Genomic DNA, 19,302 nt, shown 5'->3' with positions numbered 1-19,302 from the left:
GTCATTGCCAAAAATAGTTCTGCAAATGCTTCGCCCGTACAGTTGTCAGTTGTCAATTTTCTATTTACAACCCAAACTATCGCGGGTAGAAATACCAGTTACCGGATTCACACCATCAGCCCTTTGACAGAGTAAGGATACTTGATAACGGTCAATTAATGCGTCAGTGAAATCAGCACCAGTGATATCAGCATCATAAAAACGGCTGCGGGTTAAAGTTGCTTCTGCGAAAATGGCATTTCTTAGATTAGCACTATCGAAGGTAACACGATCAACTAAAGCGCCCGTTAAATTTGCACTTTCTAAATTGGCTTTTAATAAAACGCCTTTAGTAAAAATGGCGTTAGTTAAATTTGCATCTTGAAAATTTGTTCCCCGCATTTCGGCTGCGACAAAAGTTCCGCCAACTAAATTAGTATGAGAAAAGTCCCGATTTTCTAAATTAGCATTATTGTAATTAATGGTATTAACTTGAGCAAAAACTGGTTCGGGATTCATAATTACCGAAAATCCCACCAAAATAAAAATGAATATCAAACTTAAAAATCTCAACAAAATCTTGTTCATAAATTTGTTAATTGTTGGTTGTCAGTCGTCAGTTGTTCGTTGTCAGTCGTTTTTTCTAGACTACTGACCACTGACCACTGACCACTGACTAATAACTATTTCCAATCTTTACCAATGCGAATTGTGAGGTCAGATTCCAAATCACCATTTCCGGAAACTTCAATTTGTCCTAAACCTAAAACTTGTCGCAAGTCAATTCCTGGTTGTCGGTTGCCTTTTTGGACAATAATCTGAGTTTGACGTTGGCTATCTGGCCAGTCTGGAACTGGGTAAACATTAGTAAAACCTTTCTGTTTAAGATAGGTAATGACCTTTTCCGTTAGCTGGGGTTGATTAGTCGTATTTTGAACGGCAATTCTTTGGATAGAAACGGGTCTGGTATCTGATTTAATCCCAGTTACATTTACCCCAACAAAATCATTTAATAAGCTTTGTTGGCCAGTCATATTTAACCAATAGCTATTGGGGTCTTGACTGAGTTTACTAAAAGTACCAGGTAACATTGCCATTTGGAAATGATCCCGTTCTACATTGACGGAAAAATTTGCCAATGCCATCATTTCTTCCATTTTGAGGTTGGTATCAAAATACTTCCGCATTAAGCGAGTTAATTGGGGCAACCTGGGTAAAACAGTGGGACTGTTGAGACGTTGCATTAAAGCAGTTATCAGTGCTTGTTGTCGTTGGACTCTTGGTAAATCCCCCATACCTTCTTCACGAAAGCGGGCAAACTGTTCTGCTTGTTCACCATTGAGACTTTGCCAACCGCTGATTAAATTTACGGCAAAGCCACCAGCCTGATCTTGATAATTCATAGTTTGGGGGACAAATACATCTACTCCACCCAACTGTTCAACTAATTCCCGAAATCCGCTAGTAGAAATGCGGATATACCGATCTATGGGAGCATTATTTAAACTCCGACTAACTACTCTTGCGGCTAAAACTGGACCACCTTTGGCGTTAGCTTCAGATACCTTAGTTAATCCCTGTTCGGGAATCGCTATCATTGTCCCTCTGGGAATTGACAGCAAGCGAATGGATTTATCACTGGGATTTAGCCGCACCAACATCATGGTATCGCTTTTACCAGCAAAACTTTCCGGTGAACCATCTACAGTCCCTGGAACCGGTTCAATACCCATAATTAAAATGTTCATGGGTTTTGATAGTTTGTACTGAGAAAGCTTAGTCCATAAATCTCCCGGTACTTTGATTTGGTCTTGTTTATTCGCACCGAATTCATCATCTTTCGCTTGGTCGAGATTACTCCATAGAGGAGTCCATAGTGCCAAACTTGATGCTAGTAATCCAGATAAAATTACCCCTAAAACAATGGTTAATACCCACAGTAACCAGCGGGGGACGGATAAACCTAAGCGGTCATAGAGTTCGTTGGGAATAGCTCCCACGGATTCAACGACGTGACGAGAAGAGTTAATTGATTGTTTTGGTTTCACCTCCGGTTCTGAGGTTGGTACTTGTTGAGGTGTTACCTGATTTTCTGACCATTGAACTGGTGGCTGTAACACCTCCGGTTCTGAGGTTGGTACTTGTTGAGGTGCTACCTGATTTTCTGACCATTGAACTTGTTTAATCACAATTTTCTCCCCACTCAACCACTCCTTAAAGTTATGTTAATACAAGCTACAAATATTGCGAGATGAAACTGACTACGCAAATTTGAGATTTTGTGAAAAGCTAATCTGAGATTTTGTTGGGTGTTGCTGTCCTCATAGTTTTAATAGGTAATAATTGAAACATAATTGACCACCAAAATTCATCAGTGAAGATGATCCAAACGTCAATAAATGTAGACTTAAAGCAGATTTTAGCTAAATAAGGCTTCAGTGAATGTTAGCCAATAGCTGACTAATGCTATCCGGGACAAAATTTAGGGGACAAGCCATAGACCAAAAGACTTTCAAAGCAGTTCCCTGTTGCCTGCGATGCACTGAGCTTGTCGAAGTGTTCCCTGTTGTCTGTTCTCTGCTGTATATTGTTCTGAATTATCTGTATATGCCAACATGAATAATTTATTTTTTCCTGTGATTCTGGCTGGTGGTAAAGGTGAGCGTTTTTGGCCTTTGAGCCGACTAGACCGACCTAAACAATTTTTAAGCCTTGATGGTAGCTCTAGAAGCTTACTACAAGCAACTGCTGATCGATTGTTAACTCTGGCTGGGGGTTGGGAAAACTTGTGGGTAATTACGTCTAGTCCCATTGCTCAAGGGGTCAGAGAACAACTTCCCGATTTGCCTGTTGCAAATTTACTCATTGAATCAGAGGGTCGAGACACTGCTGCTGCTGTTGCTTGGACAAGTTTAGAAATTAAAAAGCGTTACGGGGAAGACGCTATTATTGGCTTTTTTCCGGCTGACCACTGGATTGCTGACCAGGAGATATTTGCCGAAACTTTAGCCGCTGCGATGGATTTGGCAGCTAAGAAAGCAGCAATTGTGACTTTGGGGATTAAACCTAATTTCCCCTCAACTGGCTATGGTTATATTGAACAAGGTGAAAAAATAGGTAGCTTTAATAACTTGCCAGCCTATCATGTTCACAGATTTACTGAAAAGCCCGACCGAGAAACGGCAGAAACTTTTTTATCAACGGGACGGTTTAGCTGGAATAGTGGTATGTTCGTTTTTCGAGCCGGTGTGGTTCTAGAAGAATTACGCACCCATGCACCAGAAATTATTAAACCTTTAGAACAACATGGCCCTGATATTTATCCCCAGTTACCTAAGAAAAGTATAGATTACGCGCTGATGGAAAAAACCAGTCTAGCTTATGTTTTGCCTGTAGCATTTGGTTGGGATGATCTGGGTGATTGGAATGCTATTGAACGTTTACTGAAGCAGTCCGATAATCCTAATGTAGAACTTGCTACTCATGTGGGCTTAGATACCCAAGGAGCAATCGTTTATGCCTCCAATCCTGATGATGTAATTGTGACTATTGGTTTAGAAGATGTGGTAATTGTGCGCGATCGCAATGTTACCCTAGTAGTTAAAAAAGACCGTACCCAAGAAATTAAGCAGATCCTCAAAATTCTGCAAACCGATAGCCGCTTTACTGGCCTATTGTAAAAGTTAAAACCCTTGGTAGATGGCTCAAAGTCCTGTCACTCATTATAAGTAGGTTGGCGTTAAAAATTGTCGTTATGGCTTGAGGCAAGAGGCTTGAGGCAAGAGGCTTGAGGCAAGAGGCTTGAGGCAAGAGTGAAGAGGCAAGAGTGAAGAGGGTTTGGGCGATTTTACTTTTCGTTACATATTACTCTTCGAGAAGCCGCTTCGCGTCTACGGTTTTTTTCCGTTCACCTACTTAACTAGACTTTTGATAGTATTTGGTGACAGTATATGTTAATTAAGAGATTTGAGCCTCTTTTTTTGGGGATCGCAATCAAACTTTATTATTTCTGATCAGAAACAAAATATTTTGCCCTCAAGTGAATGAAGAAAAATATTACTTTACCAGGGGATCCACTACCATTCAATTCCTGCTTTTATATTGAACGCCCTCCCATTGAAAGCGATGCTTACGCAGAATTACTCAAACCAGGGAGTTTAATTCGGATTAAAGCACCTCGGCACATGGGCAAAAGTTCTTTAATGTTACAGCTAATTCACCAAGCTCAAATACATGAATATTCCGTAGTTACTATAGACTTTAAACTAGTAGATACCCAAACTTTTTTGAGCCTGAATAATTTTTTACGCTGGTTTTGTATGAATGTGGCTCGGCAGTTGTCACTTGCATCGGATTTGGATGATTATTGGGATGAGGAAATTGGTAGTAAAGTTAGTGCTTCAATTTATTTCGAGAGTTATTTATTAGAGCAAATTAAAAGTCCATTGGTTTTAATTTTGAATGAAGTAGATTATGCTTTTCAATATCAACAAATTGCCCAAGATTTTCTACTTCTCCTCCGCAATTGGCATGAACAAGCTAAACAAACTCCGATTTGGCAAAAGGTTCGGTTAGTATTATTGCACTCCACTGAAGTTTATATCCCTTTAAATATCAATCAATCTCCCTTTAATGTTGGTTTGTCATTGAAATTACCAGAATTTACAGTCGAGCAAGTAACAGAATTAGCTAGACGGTATGAATTGGATTGGTGTGATAGTCAAGCTGTGAAAAACTTAATGTATTGGGTGGGAGGACAGCCATATTTAATTCATCAGGCTTTATATGATCTCTACCAGCAGAAAATTTCTTTACCAGAACTATTAGATAATTGTACAAAGGGTAAATATATTTACAGCGGATATTTAAGAAATTTACTCAATATATTGCTACAAGATGCAGAATTGTCTCAAGCATATAATCAAGTTGTGAATTCTACAGGTAACAATATATTTTTGTCGGACAATTTGGTTTATAAATTAGATAGTTTAGGGTTAATTAAATTAAGTGGCTATAATTATGAACCTTTTTGCGAACTGTATCGTTTATTTTTTCAAAAAAGTTTACTAATAGAAAGTAATGCTATTCCGTGGGATAAATTAAAAAAAGAAAATGAAAAATTGCAATTGTTAGTTAATATTGATAAACTAACTCAAGTTGCTAATCGTAAATGTTTTGATGAAACTTTGGAAATAGAATGGGAAAGAATGACATACATCCAAGAACCTCTATCTTTAATATTAGCAGATTTGGATAACTTTAAATTTCATAATGACACCTATGGACATCAGAGTGGTGATAATTGTTTACATAAAATTGCTCAAGCAATTAATTCAGTAATTAAAAATCCAGATCATTTAGTTGCTCGTTATAGTGGTGAAGAATTTGTATTAATTTTGCCACAAGTTGACGCAGAAGCAGCTATATTCATTGCTGAAGAAATCAGAGAAACAGTAAAATCATTGAGAATTAAAATTCCTGAATTAACCAAAAAAAATCAATTAACAAACATGATTAGCTTAACCATAAGCTTAGGAATTGCCTGTATCATTCCTTCAGGAGATTTTTCTTTAAGAGAATTTTTTGAAGCGGCTGATCAAGCAATGTATCAAGCTAAGAAATTAGGGCGCGATCGCAGTATTTTGAGTTCTAAATTTAAATTTGGCTATGATGAATAATAAATATCACTAATATGAATACTTATCCATATCAAGTCGGTGGTAGTCTCATAAATAATGCCCCTAGTTACGTAGAAAGACAAACAGATATAGAAATATATAACGCTTTAAAAAAGAGTGAATTTTGTTATGTTCTTAACTGTCGTCAAATGGGTAAATCGTCTCTGTTAGTGAGAACTAAACATCATTTAGAACAAGAAGGATTTAAATGTACATCAATTGATATAACGAATATTGGTAGTGAAAATATCACTGCAAGTCAATGGTATAAGGGCATAATCGCCGATTTATGTAGAGGATTTAAACTTTTAGGAAAATTCAATTTAAAATCATGGTGGCAAACAGGAGATGATATTTCTTTAGTCCATAAATTAAGTCAGTTTATTGCGGAATTATTAACCCAATTTCCAGAAGAAAGGCTAATTATTTTTATAGATGAAATTGATAGTATCCTCAGTTTGGATTTTCCCGTAGATGATTTTTTTGCATTAATTAGATACTGCTATAATCAAAGAGCCATAGATCCAGAATATCAGCGGTTGACATTTGCAATTTTTGGAGTTGCGACTCCATCAGATTTAATTCAAGATGCGAAAAGAACACCTTTTAATATTGGTCAAGCCATTGATTTAAAAGGATTTAAAATAGCAGAAGTGGATTCTTTAATTAGAGGATTAGAGTTAGTCATACCTAATCCGTACCCAGTCATGAAACAAATTTTAGATTGGACAGGAGGGCAGCCTTTTTTAACCCAAAAGTTATGTAATCTCATCACTAATTTTCAAGTAAGTGGTGATTACCTAGATTTCGCTAAAGGTTATGAAGAGTTTTGGTTAGATAATGTTGTCAATGAATATATTATTAAAAATTGGGAATCTCAAGACGAACCAGAACATTTAAGAACTATTCGAGATCGATTACTTTATAATCAACAGCTTGTAAGTAGATTATTAGGAATTTATCAGCAAATTTTGCAAGGTGTAGAAGTAAAAAGTGATGATAGTCGAGAACAAGTAGAATTATTGCTATCAGGTTTAGTAGTTAAACAAGTAGGATTATTAATTGTTAAAAACCGTATTTATGCCGAAGTATTTAACTTAGATTGGGTAGAAAAACAATTAGCTAATTTACGTCCCTACTCGCAGACTTTTGATGCGTGGGTAACTTCCCAACAAGCTGATGAATCTCGCTTACTAAGAGGACAAGCATTAGCGGATGCTCAAGCTTGGGCTTGGGATAAAAGTCTAACAAATTTAGATAATCAATTTTTAGCTAAAAGTGCAGAATTAGAACGACGAGAACAACAGCTTGTTTTAGTAGCAGAAAAATCCAAAAATATGGAAATTCAACTGCTTGAACAACAAAAAAATGCTCGGTTGCAAAAACTCATCTTGGGAGTAATTAGTACAGCTTTGTTAACTGCTGTCAGCTTAGGGGGGATATCTTTCTGGTTATATCGTCAATCTCTTCAAAGTGAAAGATTAGCAAAAATTAGTGAAATTAAAGCCCTGATATCCTCTTCTAATGGGAACTTTAAATCCCATCAAGAATTAGAAGCAGTAAGGGATGCTATTAAAGCAAAAAGAAAATTAAAAAAATTAAATATTAATAATCCTGAACTGGATCACCTAACTGATAATGTTGTCCGTCAAGCTAGTTATGGAGCGCAAGAACGGAATCGCTTATCAGGTCATAATCTTGGTTTAGTTTGGGATTTAGCTTGGAGTCCTGATAGCCAAAAGATGGCAGTTACCAATCGAGATGAAGTGTCATTGTGGGAGAAAAATGGCAAATTACTCCGCACATTTAAAGGTCATCATGCTACAGTTTCCACAGTTGCTTTTAGTCCTGATGGGAAAGTTATTGCTTCCGGTAGTCTGGATAAAACTGTCAAACTTTGGTCTGTGAATGGGCAAAAGTTGAAAACTATTTCTGTGAATGGGGAAGTTAAAAGTATAGCTTTTAGTCCTGATGGTCAACTCTTAGCAATTGGCATGAATGATGGTAATTTAGGATTGTGGAATTTAGCAGCGGAAAAACTAACTATAATTAAGGCTCATCAACTAACTATTTATAAAGTTCTATTTACTCCCGATGGAAAAAAATTAGTAACAGGTAGTTTTGATGGTACAGCAATTCTTTGGAGTCAAGACGGGAAAAAATTAGTTAACTTTAATCGTGGTAAAGATGCTGTGCGTGGTTTAGCCATTTCTCCTGATGGTAAGCGGTTAGCTACAGGTGGTAATAATAAAAAGATAGAAATTTGGAGTCTCGATGGTAAAAAAATCAGTAATTTTGAGGGACGATATTCAGTAATTGCGATCGCCTTTAGTGCCGATAGTCAAACTATTGCTGCTGCCAGTTGGGATAAAGTAGTGAAAATATGGAGTATAGACGGTAAAGACTTACTAACTTTAGAAGGACATCAACAAGCAATTTGGGCGATCGCTTGGAGTCCAGATGGTAAAATTCTAGCTACAGGCAGTTTAGATAATAGCGTTAAACTTTGGCAATTACAAAATCCCTTACTCACAGTTTTAAGAGGTCATCAACTCAACTTAACACAAGCTGCCATCAGTCCTAATGGGAAAATCATTGCTACCACAGGTTGGGATTATGTCATCAATATTTGGCAACATAATGGCAAATTACTCAAAAGTTTAAAAGGACATCAAAATGGTATTACCTCCGTTGTCTTTAGTCCAGATGGCCAGTATTTAGCAACTGGTAGTTATGATAAAACCATCAAAATCTGGAACATAGATGGCACTCTCATAGATACTCTTTCAGGGCATACTGCGAGCATTGACAATATTGCCTTGAGTCCTGATGGTAAACTTCTCGCTTCTGTTAGTTTTGATCAAACTCTACGGCTTTGGCAACGAGATTACAAAAAACCCTTTAGCTTTCGTTGGCAAAAAACTATCCAAGCACATAAAGAACCTATTGTTAGTGTAGAATTTAGTCCTGATGGTCAAGTGTTAGCAACTGGCAGTTATGATAAAACAGTCCGTCTATGGAATAGAGAGGGTCAACTCCTCCACACCTTAAAAGGACATAACGGCCAAGTTTTTGATGTCACCTTTAGTCCTGATGGTAAATTAATTGCATCGTTAAGTGACGATCATACTATCAACTTATGGCAAGCCAATGGCAAGTTATTAAAAACATTGATAACTTCAAAAGCGGGACTGAACAAGATAAAATTTAGTCCAGACGGAAGAATGATCTCTGCTGCTAGTGAAGATAACACCATCAACCTTTGGGATCTTGATGGTAAGCCAATCATTACCTTATTTGGTCATCGAGGAGTGGTTTCTTCCTTAACCTTTAGTGCTGATGGTAAAAGTTTAGTATCCGTTAGTGGCGATCGCACTGCCATTATCTGGAATTTACCCCAAATCTTTGCCACGAATGAATTAGATTATGCTTGTAACTGGGTAAAAGATTATTTACAAAATAATCAGGAACTAGAAAATTCAGAAGAAAATAATTCTTCTGGGGACAAGCTTTCTACTCGTCATTTGTGCGATCATTAGTAGAGGGGAGAAAATCAACCTTATCAGGCAGAAGGAAATAAATTTTTTATGTCAATTATCATTGCAGAAAACCTGAGTAAATCCTATCCAGTAGCGATTAAAGATCCAGGGATAGGGGGAACAATTAGCCACTTTTTTCGCCGGACTTATCGCAATATTAACGCTGTTCAGGATGTTTCTTTTAGCATTGAGCCTGGGGAAATTGTCGGTTTTTTGGGACCCAATGGCGCAGGTAAAACTACAACCTTAAAAATGCTCACAGGATTAATTCATCCCTCTCAAGGTACAGTTAAAGTTGGTGGATTTATTCCCTTTAATCGTCAAGAAGCATTTTTACAAAAAATCACTTTAGTGATGGGACAAAAACAGCAATTAATTTGGGATTTACCAGCCCTAGATTCTCTGAGAATTAACGCCGCAGTTTATAATATTTCTGACAAAGAATTTCAGCGTCGAGTTGGGGAATTAACAGAAATGCTGGCTTTAGCAGGTAAATTAACTCAACCCGTGCGAAAATTATCATTAGGTGAAAGAATGAAGGCTGAACTATTAGCAGCACTTTTACACCGTCCCCAAGTTTTATTTTTAGATGAACCAACTTTAGGATTAGATGTTAATGCTCAAGCAGGGGTACGTAACTTTTTAAAAGAATATAATCAGCTATATCAAGCAACCATATTATTAACGAGTCATTACATGGCTGATATTACAGCTTTGTGTGAACGGGTGTTATTAATTCACGAAGGAAAATTAATGTATGATGGTAGATTAGATGGGTTATTAGCAAGTTTTGCCCCTTATCGAGAAATTTATGTAGAGTTAGTTCAACCATTATCACTAGAACAACTTATGCCCTATGGTGATGTACAAATGCTAGAAGGAAGAGCAGTTAGATTTATTGTGCCACAAGCAGCCATGACTCGCACTGTTTCCCAAATTTTAGCCGATTTGGAAGTGGTAGATTTAACAGTCACAGAACCACCAGTAGAAGAAGTAATTGGTAGAGTTTTTCAAAAAGGATTTAACCATTGATAACTATGAAAAAAATTGTTAAAAAAGCTTTAACTTTGCTGTCAGTAAATTATGCGAAGATGCTGGAATATAGGTCAGAATTAATATTCTGGGTTTTAGCTGGTTCTTTACCAATTATTATGATGGGTATTTGGATACAAGCTGCTGACAGTGGTAAATTTGCTTTTAAATCTGTTGATTTTGCTCGATACTTTTTTGCAGTTTTTCTGGCTAGACAAATTAGTGTTGTTTGGGTAATTTATGATTTTGAAAAAGAAGTTTTAGAAGGTAAACTTTCCCCCAAATTATTACAACCTATAGATCCAGTTTGGCATCATGTTGCGAATCATCTTGGTGAAAGAGTCGCTCGAATGCCTTTTGTATTGTTTTTATCAATATTCTTTTTTGTTCTCTATCCCCAAGCTTTTTGGTTGCCTAGTATAACTAATTTATTGCTATTTATTCTAGCAGCAATTATGGCTTTTGCTTTAAGATTTATAATTCAATATACCTTTGCTATATTTGCATTTTGGACAGAAAAAGCCGCAGCTTTAGAAAATCTATGGTTGTTGTTTTTTGTATTTTTATCAGGTTTGATAGCACCTTTGGATGTTTTTCCAGAAAACGTCAGAAACATAGTTATGTGGACACCTTTTCCCTACATGATTAATTTTCCAGCGAGTATTTTGGTAGGACTACCTGTAGATTTAACCAGAGGATTTTTATCAATTGCCGGTTGGTTTCTCCTATTTTTAGGCGCTAATCGTTTTTTATGGCGGAGGGGTTTAAAACAGTATTCAGGTATGGGGGCTTAAATAATTCATAATTTAATGTATTTCAGCAGCATAAATATTTTGGATAAGTTCACGTAATTGATCAAAAGTATTTGCTGTTAAAGGATGTTTTAAAAGTTTTTAATGTGTAAACAGACCCCCTCTCCAAACCTCTCCCCTCGTAGGGGAGAGGCTTTACAGCGGTTTCCGCTCTTATGAGGTACAAAGTTGAATCATGAAACTCTTGTAGTGCGGGCATCTTGCCCGCTAGATATGTACCTCATAACACCGGGAACTACTATAAATTACTGGGTATGGTTTTAAATTTATCTGGTGAACCCAGAGAATAATCCTCTAATTTAAAATCAGCAAATGGTTTTTTCTCTAATCTATCTCTTAAAGCTTCATCTAATATTACCCCTTGGGCTTGTTTTTTCACCCCAATGATAATAATACTGCGTTGATAGGCTGTTGAGTCTTGGTTGGCTTGACAATCTTTTCTCTGAAATTGTCCCAAATTTAATAACCGATAACCTTTAACACTGGGTGTACTACTAAATATCTTTTTTCCTAATAATTGAATTTGTTGAGAACGTTCTAAAGCGCGACTTTGTTCGGCGGTAATATTACCTTCACAAGAAGCTGTTCCCACAGAAATAATCTCGCTGGGATTTTCCATAATTTTCTGAATTCCTTCTTGTTCTAAATTAGATTTTAAGGAATCAAGGGTAATAGTTTGATCATTATATTTAATTTGGTAAGTGCTGCCTAATTGCCATTTATATTCTACTGATAAAACCGCAATATTAAATTCTGCAACTCTCCCTTGACTATCTTTCCCTTCTTCATAGGGAAAATAATCAACTTTGCCTTGTTTAACTGGTGCTTGTCCATAGTCAGGAGGTAAAGCCGCAAATTTAGTATTTCTAAATGCTAATGATACCCACCAAAGTAGTAATAAGGAAACTATTAAAGCTGCAAACCAGGATAATAATGGTAATTTTTCGGGTTGTCTTTGTGGAGGAATAACGGTATTATTAGTAGTTGGTTTATTAATTATTTCTGTTTTTCCTAACCCGCCAATATTCACAGTTGCGGATGTATTTTCTGTAAGTTGATGTTCAATTGCTGCTAATCTTCTAGAAATCTCTTCAGCATTGCTAGGACGTTTAGTGACTTCTGTTGATATTAACCAATCAATGAAGTCTAATAATAATGGAGAAACATGATTCCCATGCTGTCGCCATTGTAAGATATCTAAATGAGGATCATATAATTGTTCGGGGGGAAATCCCGTTAATAAAAATACAAATGTCCGTCCTAAAGCAAAGAAATCTGATGAAGGTATGGCTTGTCCTCGCATTTGTTCTTGAGGACTATAACCTGATGATGAAATTGCTGTCATTCCTCCACCATTTGCTAAATAGGTTCTGGTAATTTCTCTGGCTGTACCAAAGTCAATTAATACTAATTGTCCATCTGGACGAATCATGATATTTGATGGTTTAATATCTCTATGTAAATATTGTTGGTTATGAACTAAATCTAATATTTCTAATAATTGTTTTAACCAGACTATGGCTTGAGCTTCAGAAATGGGGCGGTTTTGTTGTTGCTTTAACCATTGTTCTAAATTAGGTCCTGCAATTTTTTCCATCACCAGACAATGCAATATGAGATTATTTCTAGTTTGATAGGGAAAATAACCTTCTGTTCGCGGAATACCAGGATGATTTAGTTGTTGTAAAACCTTGGCTTCTTGTTGAAATAGTGCTAAGGCTTTACTATCATTTGTTAATTCTTCTTTGAGAACTTTGAGGATTTTTGGGGTGTCTTGTTGATAGGCTTCGTAAATTTTGCCAAATCCAGTTTTATCACTTAATAAACGTAATACTCGATAACGTCCTATCAATTCCAATTGAGAACCACAACTTTGACAAAAACGGTTTTCGTCATTATCTGGATGATTAGGTTGAGAACAAACTGGATTAATGCAAAGGCTCATAATTTGGTGATTGGTGATTGGTGATTGGTAATTGGTGATTGGTAATTGGTGATTGGTGATTGGTGATTGGTAATTGGTGATTGGTGATTGGTAATTGGTAATTGGTGATTGGTGAAAGTTAGAAATTATCTCATGTTTGTGCTGCTAAAAAAGTGGCAACTGTTTGATTAAATTCTGTGGGGTTGGTTAGAAATGGCCAATGATTTCCGGGAACTTGACACAAATTTAAGTTTTTAAGGTTGGTTTTGTAAGGTTGAATTTGCCAATTTTGGCGGTTTACACCTTTTTCTGGTTGTATAAAGAGGGCAGGTGTGTCAACTGGGTGAATAAAACCTGGTATTTCCATGACTGCGTCGAAAATGCCATCACGGGCTGCTATGGTAAATTTGCTACCCCAAGTACCGTTGGGTTTTTCTTCAATTGCGGCTTGAAAAACTTGCTGTTGCAAAGAACTCCAATTTTGATATTGACTGAGTTGTTTAATTTTTTGTTCAGCTTCCTCGTAACTTGCAAATGGTCCCATGCTTTTCAGAAAGGGTAAAACACGATACAACAGGGGAAATGTGATTTTTAGGAAACTAGGCATTTTCCAGATGAAAATGGGATCTACTAATGTGATACTTTTTAACCTAGCTGGGTTCTCTCTAGCCCAAATAGCGGCTAATTTTCCTGTCCAGGAATGACTGACAATATGAGCCGCAGACCATCCTAGTTTATCCATTAATGCTTCTAGATCGGAAATTGCACTGGCAAAGGTATAATCTTGTTCTGGCTTACTACTTTCACCATGACCACGCATATCTGGCGCAACTATATGATAATCTGCTGCTAAATAATCTCCCAAACTAGACCAAACCAAAGCATGATCAGCCATACCATGTAATAACAGTAATGGTTCTTGACCTTGACTCCATTCTAAATAAGAAAGTTGAATATCAGATGTTGATAAAGTTTGACGTACAGGCATCATTTGGTCAATCTTCTCCAGGATAGGTGATTCGGGATTCTAACAGAAAAATAACTTTTTTGGGGTTAATTTTTAATTTTGATGATTGTACTGATTAGCACGAATTAATGGAACTAATAAATGTCAAAATCAAGAGTAGGACTACAAGGATATTAAAATTACTATGCCAGAAATAGAACAATCCATTTCCCAACACTATCACGACCGGACTAAGTACCACCCAGAAACCCTGGCTGGTAAAGGTCGTAATTTAGACTGGAATAAACAACCAGTACCGTTCAAAGAGTACAAAATTGGCTCTGATATAGACCTCAAACCCTATCTGCAAGAAACAGCGGCAACTGTTGCTAATAAACAAGATACCAAATGGTGGTGGCGGCTTTCTCAACTATTATTTCACAGTTATGGACTCACAGCAAAAATGCCTTCTTTGGGTAATACAGTATACTTACGTTCTGCGCCCAGTGCGGGAGGGTTATATCCGGCTGAGGTATATTTAGTTTCTCGCGGTACGCCATTATTACCACCAGGACTTTATAATTATCAATGTCGAACTCATTCTTTAATGCACTTTTGGGAAAGTGATGTTTGGCAAACTTTACAAGCAGCTTGTTTTTGGCATCCTTCCTTAGAAAGTACCCAATTAGCTATTATTACCACTGCGGTCTTTTATCGTTCCGCTTGGCGTTATGAAAACAGGGCTTATCGGCGAATTTTTCTCGACACTGGGCATCTTTTAAGTAATATTCAATTAGCTTGTAATATTGCCGATTATCGCTCTCATTTAATTGGCGGTTTTGCTGATGAAGCTGTTAATGAATTACTTTATATTGATCATGAACAAGAAGGAACAACTGCTGTTTTAGCTTTGGCAGATTTGTTAGATGTGAGCCAAAATTTACCATTAGGACGCACGGCTTTACCTTCGACAACTACAACTAATTATCCATCTATTCCTGATGGTGAACTACTGAAATATTTTCATTTAAACACCCAAATTCCAGCTAGTACTGGTGGTAAGTTAAATTTACCAACTGTGCCATCAGAAAAGTCTTTAGAAGACAAATATAATTTTCCTTTTTGTGAAAAATTTTCGACTCGAACTACACCAATGTTTTGGGGAGAAAATTTATCAGAATTATCAAATACTATCTATAAACGCCGTTCTACTCGTGCTTATACTGGTGATGATTTGAGTTTCGATGAACTGAAAGCTTTACTTGATTTTACTTATCAACCACAAAATTACATTGACCAAGATTTAGATCCCCAACCTGATTATTTTGACTTGAATTTAATAGAAACATTTGTTGTTGTTTCTGGAGTGCAAGGATTAGATCCAGGCTGTTATTATTACGCACCTAAAGCCCAAGAATTACGGCAAATTCGCTTTAAAAATTGCCGTCGGGAGTTATATTTTCTCTGTTTGGAACAGGAATTAGGGAGAGATGCAGGGGCAGTATTATTTCATACTGCTGATTTAAAAAATGCGATCGCTCAATATGGAGATCGTGTTTACCGTTATTTACACCTAGATGCAGGTATTTTCGGACAAAGGCTGAATTTAGCAGCTATTCGTCTGAACTTAGGTGTGAGTGGTATCGCTGGCTTTTTTGATGACCAAGTAAATGAAGTATTGGGTATCCCTACGGATGAAGCAGTTATCTACATTACGACATTAGGAAAACCTAGATAGGAGTTTAGATCCCCGACTTCTTGGAGAAGTCGGGGATCTAGTTGATCTAGTAGTTTGTCAAGATAAAAATGATGGACTCATAACTCCTGATTTTCAATTATCCTGACGGACTACACCACCAACAACGGGTTTAACTTCTCCATTAGAAAATGGATCTGTACCACCTGTCCAATTAAAGTCACTAATACGAATACTAAAGCCACCTAACTGGAGAACAGGATTGTAACGCAGGCTAATACCATAGGTGCGACGGCTATATTCCATAATATAATCAGTGCTAGTAGCTTTACCTGTATCGAGGTTAATGGATGTTTGCAAACCTAGCCGGAACGGTCCATAAAGTTGCTGAGAAAGACCCGCATTCAGGACTTTATTATCAACTAAACGGTCAAAGAGAAAAGGTGATAAACCGCTGTTAGTTCCCTGGGAATAGGTGAGATTAAAGGCGGTATAATCTAAGTAAGGGCGAGAAAAATTCCCAATCTGTCCCACTAAACCCATAGTCCCAGTTAAAGTGCTTTGGTTATCGCTGCTACCATAATAGCTAGTAGTTCCCGTGATACCTGCGATCGCTTGCAAATACGGTACAACAGGATTAGATGTATATTTTAGTCCCTCAGTCGCTGTAGCTGCCAATGGTTTCCCTTGCCACAAATTGATACCACCACTCAAAGCCACACTTCCTTGTAAACGACTCAGCGAAATCCGATCATTTTTCCGCACTGGGGAGAGTAAATCTTGACGATCCGTGTTTGCATCTATATATTGAGCGCCACCTTGATAGCTAAGATTGATGCCGCTTTTGCCTAAAGGAATAACGGGAGAAGAGATAATTCCACCGATACTACTTTGTACAGTTTGATAGCCAAGACTACCATTATACAAGCGATCGCGGTAACTAGATTCTAAACTCAATGTATAAGGATTGACATTACCCAATATTTGGCGTAACCGCAAACTCCCGCGTAAACTATTTTCCACCTGATCGAAATCAAAACTAGTTAACTCTCCCGTACCTTCCAGAATAGTTTTGGGACCAAAAACAGCATTCAGCTTGCTCTTGACACCAAATAAACTGGCCACATTCCCACTATCTTTAAACGCCCTTTGCACATAGAACTGGGGGATAATAGTCCAGCGTTTTTGATCAGTATTAATCGGTTCAAAACTGCGTTCTACATACACACCACCCCGTTTACCATTATCAAAACCAGGAGAGACAATAGTAGGATTTACTTGGCGTGGTCGTCGATCTATAGTTCGACGATTCACAGGAATAGGGATAACAACTTTTTGATCAAAAACCAACTGTTGACGCTGGGTAACAATCCGGTCTATTAAAGGTGCTTCTCGCGTCACCGTCACCTGTTCCGCCCTAACTTCTAGTTCCGGTGGTGAAAAAGGATCATTCGTAATTCTGACATCTTGCGCTTGAAAACCTCGCGGATAAAATTCAATCCGTTGGGCTTCAAAACGTAACCGCTTGACAACACCTCCAGATTCTTGTGCAGGTACATTTCGCACATCTGACTGACCACTAGCATTAAATTGTATTCCTCCAGGACTATTTACACCCGCTATAGGTTGATTAGCGCGAATCCGATTACTTAAAGGCTGGCTAGGTACACCACCCGCTGTAATATCTGTAGGAAGCGACGGTGAAAAAGCAAAATCTGTACCTGTGGTGGGGATATAAAGTTCACCTTTACCGTTTTCCAACTCCCCATTATCTTGAATAAAATTATAAGTAAAACGTTTTCCTTGCAGTACCTGATTACCTCTAGTCAAAGCTACATTACCTTCCCCCACCGCAATCAAATTATCCAAATTGATGTGCAAACTATCGGCATCAATCACTGCTCCATCAAATCTGACCACGACATTACCATCAGCCGTGACAATTCGCCTTTGCTCATCATACTCCTGGCGATCGGCAATTACCTCCACAACTCTGCCTTTCCCCGCGGGAATCTTCTCTACTTGTGGGAGTTGGGGTGACGGCGGAAATTCCACAGTAGTCGGTGTTGACTCTCGATTTTCGGGATTTCTCAGCTTGAATTCAATCAGATTTTGGACTGGTGCAGCCGCAGGTTTCTTGTCACCAACAGACAGATCAAATTTTCCTCCAGATTCCTGTAAATTCACATTACCGGACTCAGTTGGGGGAATTGGTGTGGCTGCTAAAACTACCGATTTATCAAGAAATAATTGATTTTTATGACTAACTTCACCGTTGACTTGAGGATAGGTGGGTAAAGACTGGGGCGCTAAGTTTTCTGGTGAAGATGAAGAAGCTTTCGTAACAACATCTTTCTTGACTAGGCTGATATTTAATTGATACTTATTATCCTGATTTTTACCGACAATTATCAGTTTTCGTCTATCAGTTTTAATCTTGACAACAGTAGCAGAAGCGAGATGATCAACAGGTTTTAAAGATTCAAGACTTGGAGGTAGCTGAGGCGACAATACTGGATGAAACATATTTTCAAGCTGACCAAAAAGCAAAAAATAGCCGGAAGGTTGAATTACATATTAGCCTCTTTCTACCTTCCAGCCACTAGGGGTGATTTGTTGGATATTTATTCTGCGTCCCGACGGCCAGGGTTGCGGGCTGGGTCATTGGACAAAAACCCGAATATGAAAAGGCTGACAAAGAAGCCGACCACAATATAAACAGCGATTTTTAAACTCAACATAGAACTAACTCCCAGGGGTTTGGTAAATAGCAACTAATTTATCTTACCTATATCTTGTACCTTTGGCGAGAGAATAGAGAACAGCAGTCTCGCAGGTTGGGTAGAACGAAGTGAAACCCCAATATTAAATGTAATATACTTATGGACTGTGTTGGTTTTCGTACCTCAACATTAAATGTAATATACTTATGGACTGTGTTGGGTTTCGTACCTCAACCCAACCGACAAATTAAAATGGTTGATAACAATAAGTAGGTTGGTGTTAAAAATTGTCGTTATAGCACTCTTGCAAGGGTGAAGAAGTTTTCAACCATTTTACTTTTCGGCGTTGCTGATTTGAGGTATGAAAATGATTTTTGATGATTTCAAAACCCTTGTAGAGACGTTCCTCATGTAGGGATTCTCGTCTCTACACCTAAATTCATACCTGGTTTCAGCAACGCCTACTTTTCTTGACAGAGTTTGGTTTTATTGTGTTAACCTACTTGTCTATATGTCGAAACTGTTACATCAGGATTATTAATGGTTTTTAACGCCATTCTATTCCTCGATTGTTTCCATAGGTACATTAAAGCTAAGATGGGGATGGTGGGTAATATAGCACCTGGACTGATGTCGAATGGTACGGGGGTTACAGTGAAGGGCTCATTAAAAGCGTAATTTTCATATTTATTTGGATCTGGGAAATCGCCTACTGGTGTTTTTTGGTATTGAAAGTTAATAGGAGGGAAGACTGGTGGATTGAGTTTTATCTTTGGGACTGGGTCTGTTAATCCTATAATTTGTCCAGCAGAACCATCATTGAAGTTGATAATACCCCATATGTTAGTAATTGTGTAGAAACCATTCTGATCAGCTGTATCTCCAAGTTCAATTTGACCACTTCCGCTTACATTTAAACCCGATGCGTCCCAATTAAATGTGATAGCTTGTGCTGGCTTTTCCCATGCGACAA

General features: G+C 37.6%; 12 protein-coding genes and 1 pseudogene. 6 read left to right on the top strand and 7 right to left on the bottom strand.

From position 1 onward, the window contains the following. Positions 1-60: 60 nt before the first annotated feature. On the bottom strand, positions 61-567 hold the full coding sequence (locus FJR06_RS18025; protein WP_015078207.1) for a pentapeptide repeat-containing protein: 507 nt from the start codon (positions 565-567) through the stop codon (positions 61-63). Positions 568-662: 95 nt separating this feature from the next. After that, positions 663-2,168 carry an LCP family protein gene (locus FJR06_RS18020; protein WP_041457517.1) on the bottom strand — a complete coding sequence of 502 codons (1,506 nt, stop codon included), beginning with the start codon at positions 2,166-2,168 and terminating at the stop codon, positions 663-665. Positions 2,169-2,594: 426 nt separating this feature from the next. On the opposite strand from FJR06_RS18020, the gene FJR06_RS18015 reads away from it, so the two are divergent. From FJR06_RS18015 to FJR06_RS17995, 5 genes are all read left to right on the top strand, one after another. Continuing rightward, positions 2,595-3,659, top strand: coding sequence for a mannose-1-phosphate guanylyltransferase (locus FJR06_RS18015; RefSeq protein WP_015078205.1), 1,065 nt, complete (start codon positions 2,595-2,597; stop codon positions 3,657-3,659). Between the two features lie 363 nt (positions 3,660-4,022). Further along, positions 4,023-5,657, top strand: a complete 1,635-nt coding sequence (locus FJR06_RS18010) for an AAA-like domain-containing protein (protein WP_168651957.1) — start codon at positions 4,023-4,025, stop codon at positions 5,655-5,657. Between the two features lie 14 nt (positions 5,658-5,671). Then, on the top strand, positions 5,672-9,196 hold the full coding sequence (locus tag FJR06_RS18005) for an AAA-like domain-containing protein (RefSeq protein WP_168651956.1): 3,525 nt from the start codon (positions 5,672-5,674) through the stop codon (positions 9,194-9,196). A gap of 48 nt (positions 9,197-9,244) precedes the next feature. After that, a complete protein-coding gene (locus FJR06_RS18000) occupies positions 9,245-10,228 on the top strand; it encodes an ATP-binding cassette domain-containing protein (protein ID WP_015078202.1) in 984 nt (327 codons plus the stop codon). A 5-nt stretch (positions 10,229-10,233) separates the two neighbouring features. Further along, positions 10,234-11,022 (top strand): ABC-2 family transporter protein, encoded by a 789-nt coding sequence (locus FJR06_RS17995; RefSeq protein WP_015078201.1) that lies wholly within the window; start codon positions 10,234-10,236, stop codon positions 11,020-11,022. 256 nt (positions 11,023-11,278) lie between these two features. On the opposite strand, the gene FJR06_RS17990 is transcribed toward FJR06_RS17995, so the two are convergent. Beyond that, positions 11,279-12,985: a serine/threonine-protein kinase gene (locus tag FJR06_RS17990; RefSeq protein ID WP_168651955.1), complete on the bottom strand. Its 1,707-nt coding sequence runs from the start codon at positions 12,983-12,985 to the stop codon at positions 11,279-11,281. Positions 12,986-13,115: 130 nt separating this feature from the next. Further along, positions 13,116-13,955, bottom strand: coding sequence for an alpha/beta fold hydrolase (locus FJR06_RS17985; RefSeq protein ID WP_015078199.1), 840 nt, complete (start codon positions 13,953-13,955; stop codon positions 13,116-13,118). Between the two features lie 160 nt (positions 13,956-14,115). Between FJR06_RS17985 and FJR06_RS17980 the strand changes: the two genes are divergently transcribed. Then, positions 14,116-15,648 carry a SagB/ThcOx family dehydrogenase gene (locus FJR06_RS17980; RefSeq protein WP_168651954.1) on the top strand — a complete coding sequence of 511 codons (1,533 nt, stop codon included), beginning with the start codon at positions 14,116-14,118 and terminating at the stop codon, positions 15,646-15,648. Positions 15,649-15,741: 93 nt separating this feature from the next. Here FJR06_RS17980 and FJR06_RS17975 read toward each other — a convergent pair whose 3' ends face one another. From FJR06_RS17975 to FJR06_RS17965, 3 genes and pseudogenes are all read right to left on the bottom strand, one after another. After that, on the bottom strand, positions 15,742-18,132 hold the full coding sequence (locus FJR06_RS17975) for a DUF3769 domain-containing protein (RefSeq protein ID WP_015078197.1): 2,391 nt from the start codon (positions 18,130-18,132) through the stop codon (positions 15,742-15,744). Positions 18,133-18,230: 98 nt separating this feature from the next. Further along, entirely contained in the window at positions 18,231-18,347 is a 117-nt protein-coding gene (locus FJR06_RS17970; RefSeq protein WP_083881405.1) for a photosystem II reaction center protein I, read from the bottom strand. A 476-nt stretch (positions 18,348-18,823) separates the two neighbouring features. Continuing rightward, a pseudogene (locus tag FJR06_RS17965) lies at positions 18,824-19,302 on the bottom strand (hypothetical protein); the annotation flags it as partial.

The organism is Dolichospermum sp. UHCC 0352, assembly GCF_009711925.1.
Lineage (GTDB): Bacteria > Cyanobacteriota > Cyanobacteriia > Cyanobacteriales > Nostocaceae > Dolichospermum > Dolichospermum lemmermannii.
The sequence above is the reverse complement of the archived record's forward strand: the minus strand, read 5'-3'. Positions and strand labels throughout refer to the sequence as shown.

Coding starts and splice junctions, on each gene's coding strand:
- FJR06_RS18025 (WP_015078207.1), bottom strand. CDS start 567: ATGAACAAGATTTTGTTGAGATTTTTAAGTTTGATATTCATTTTTATT.
- FJR06_RS18015 (WP_015078205.1), top strand. CDS start 2,595: ATGAATAATTTATTTTTTCCTGTGATTCTGGCTGGTGGTAAAGGTGAG.
- FJR06_RS18010 (WP_168651957.1), top strand. CDS start 4,023: ATGAAGAAAAATATTACTTTACCAGGGGATCCACTACCATTCAATTCC.
- FJR06_RS18005 (WP_168651956.1), top strand. CDS start 5,672: ATGAATACTTATCCATATCAAGTCGGTGGTAGTCTCATAAATAATGCC.
- FJR06_RS18000 (WP_015078202.1), top strand. CDS start 9,245: ATGTCAATTATCATTGCAGAAAACCTGAGTAAATCCTATCCAGTAGCG.
- FJR06_RS17995 (WP_015078201.1), top strand. CDS start 10,234: ATGAAAAAAATTGTTAAAAAAGCTTTAACTTTGCTGTCAGTAAATTAT.
- FJR06_RS17990 (WP_168651955.1), bottom strand. CDS start 12,985: ATGAGCCTTTGCATTAATCCAGTTTGTTCTCAACCTAATCATCCAGAT.
- FJR06_RS17985 (WP_015078199.1), bottom strand. CDS start 13,955: ATGATGCCTGTACGTCAAACTTTATCAACATCTGATATTCAACTTTCT.
- FJR06_RS17980 (WP_168651954.1), top strand. CDS start 14,116: ATGCCAGAAATAGAACAATCCATTTCCCAACACTATCACGACCGGACT.
- FJR06_RS17975 (WP_015078197.1), bottom strand. CDS start 18,132: ATGTTTCATCCAGTATTGTCGCCTCAGCTACCTCCAAGTCTTGAATCT.
- FJR06_RS17970 (WP_083881405.1), bottom strand. CDS start 18,347: ATGTTGAGTTTAAAAATCGCTGTTTATATTGTGGTCGGCTTCTTTGTC.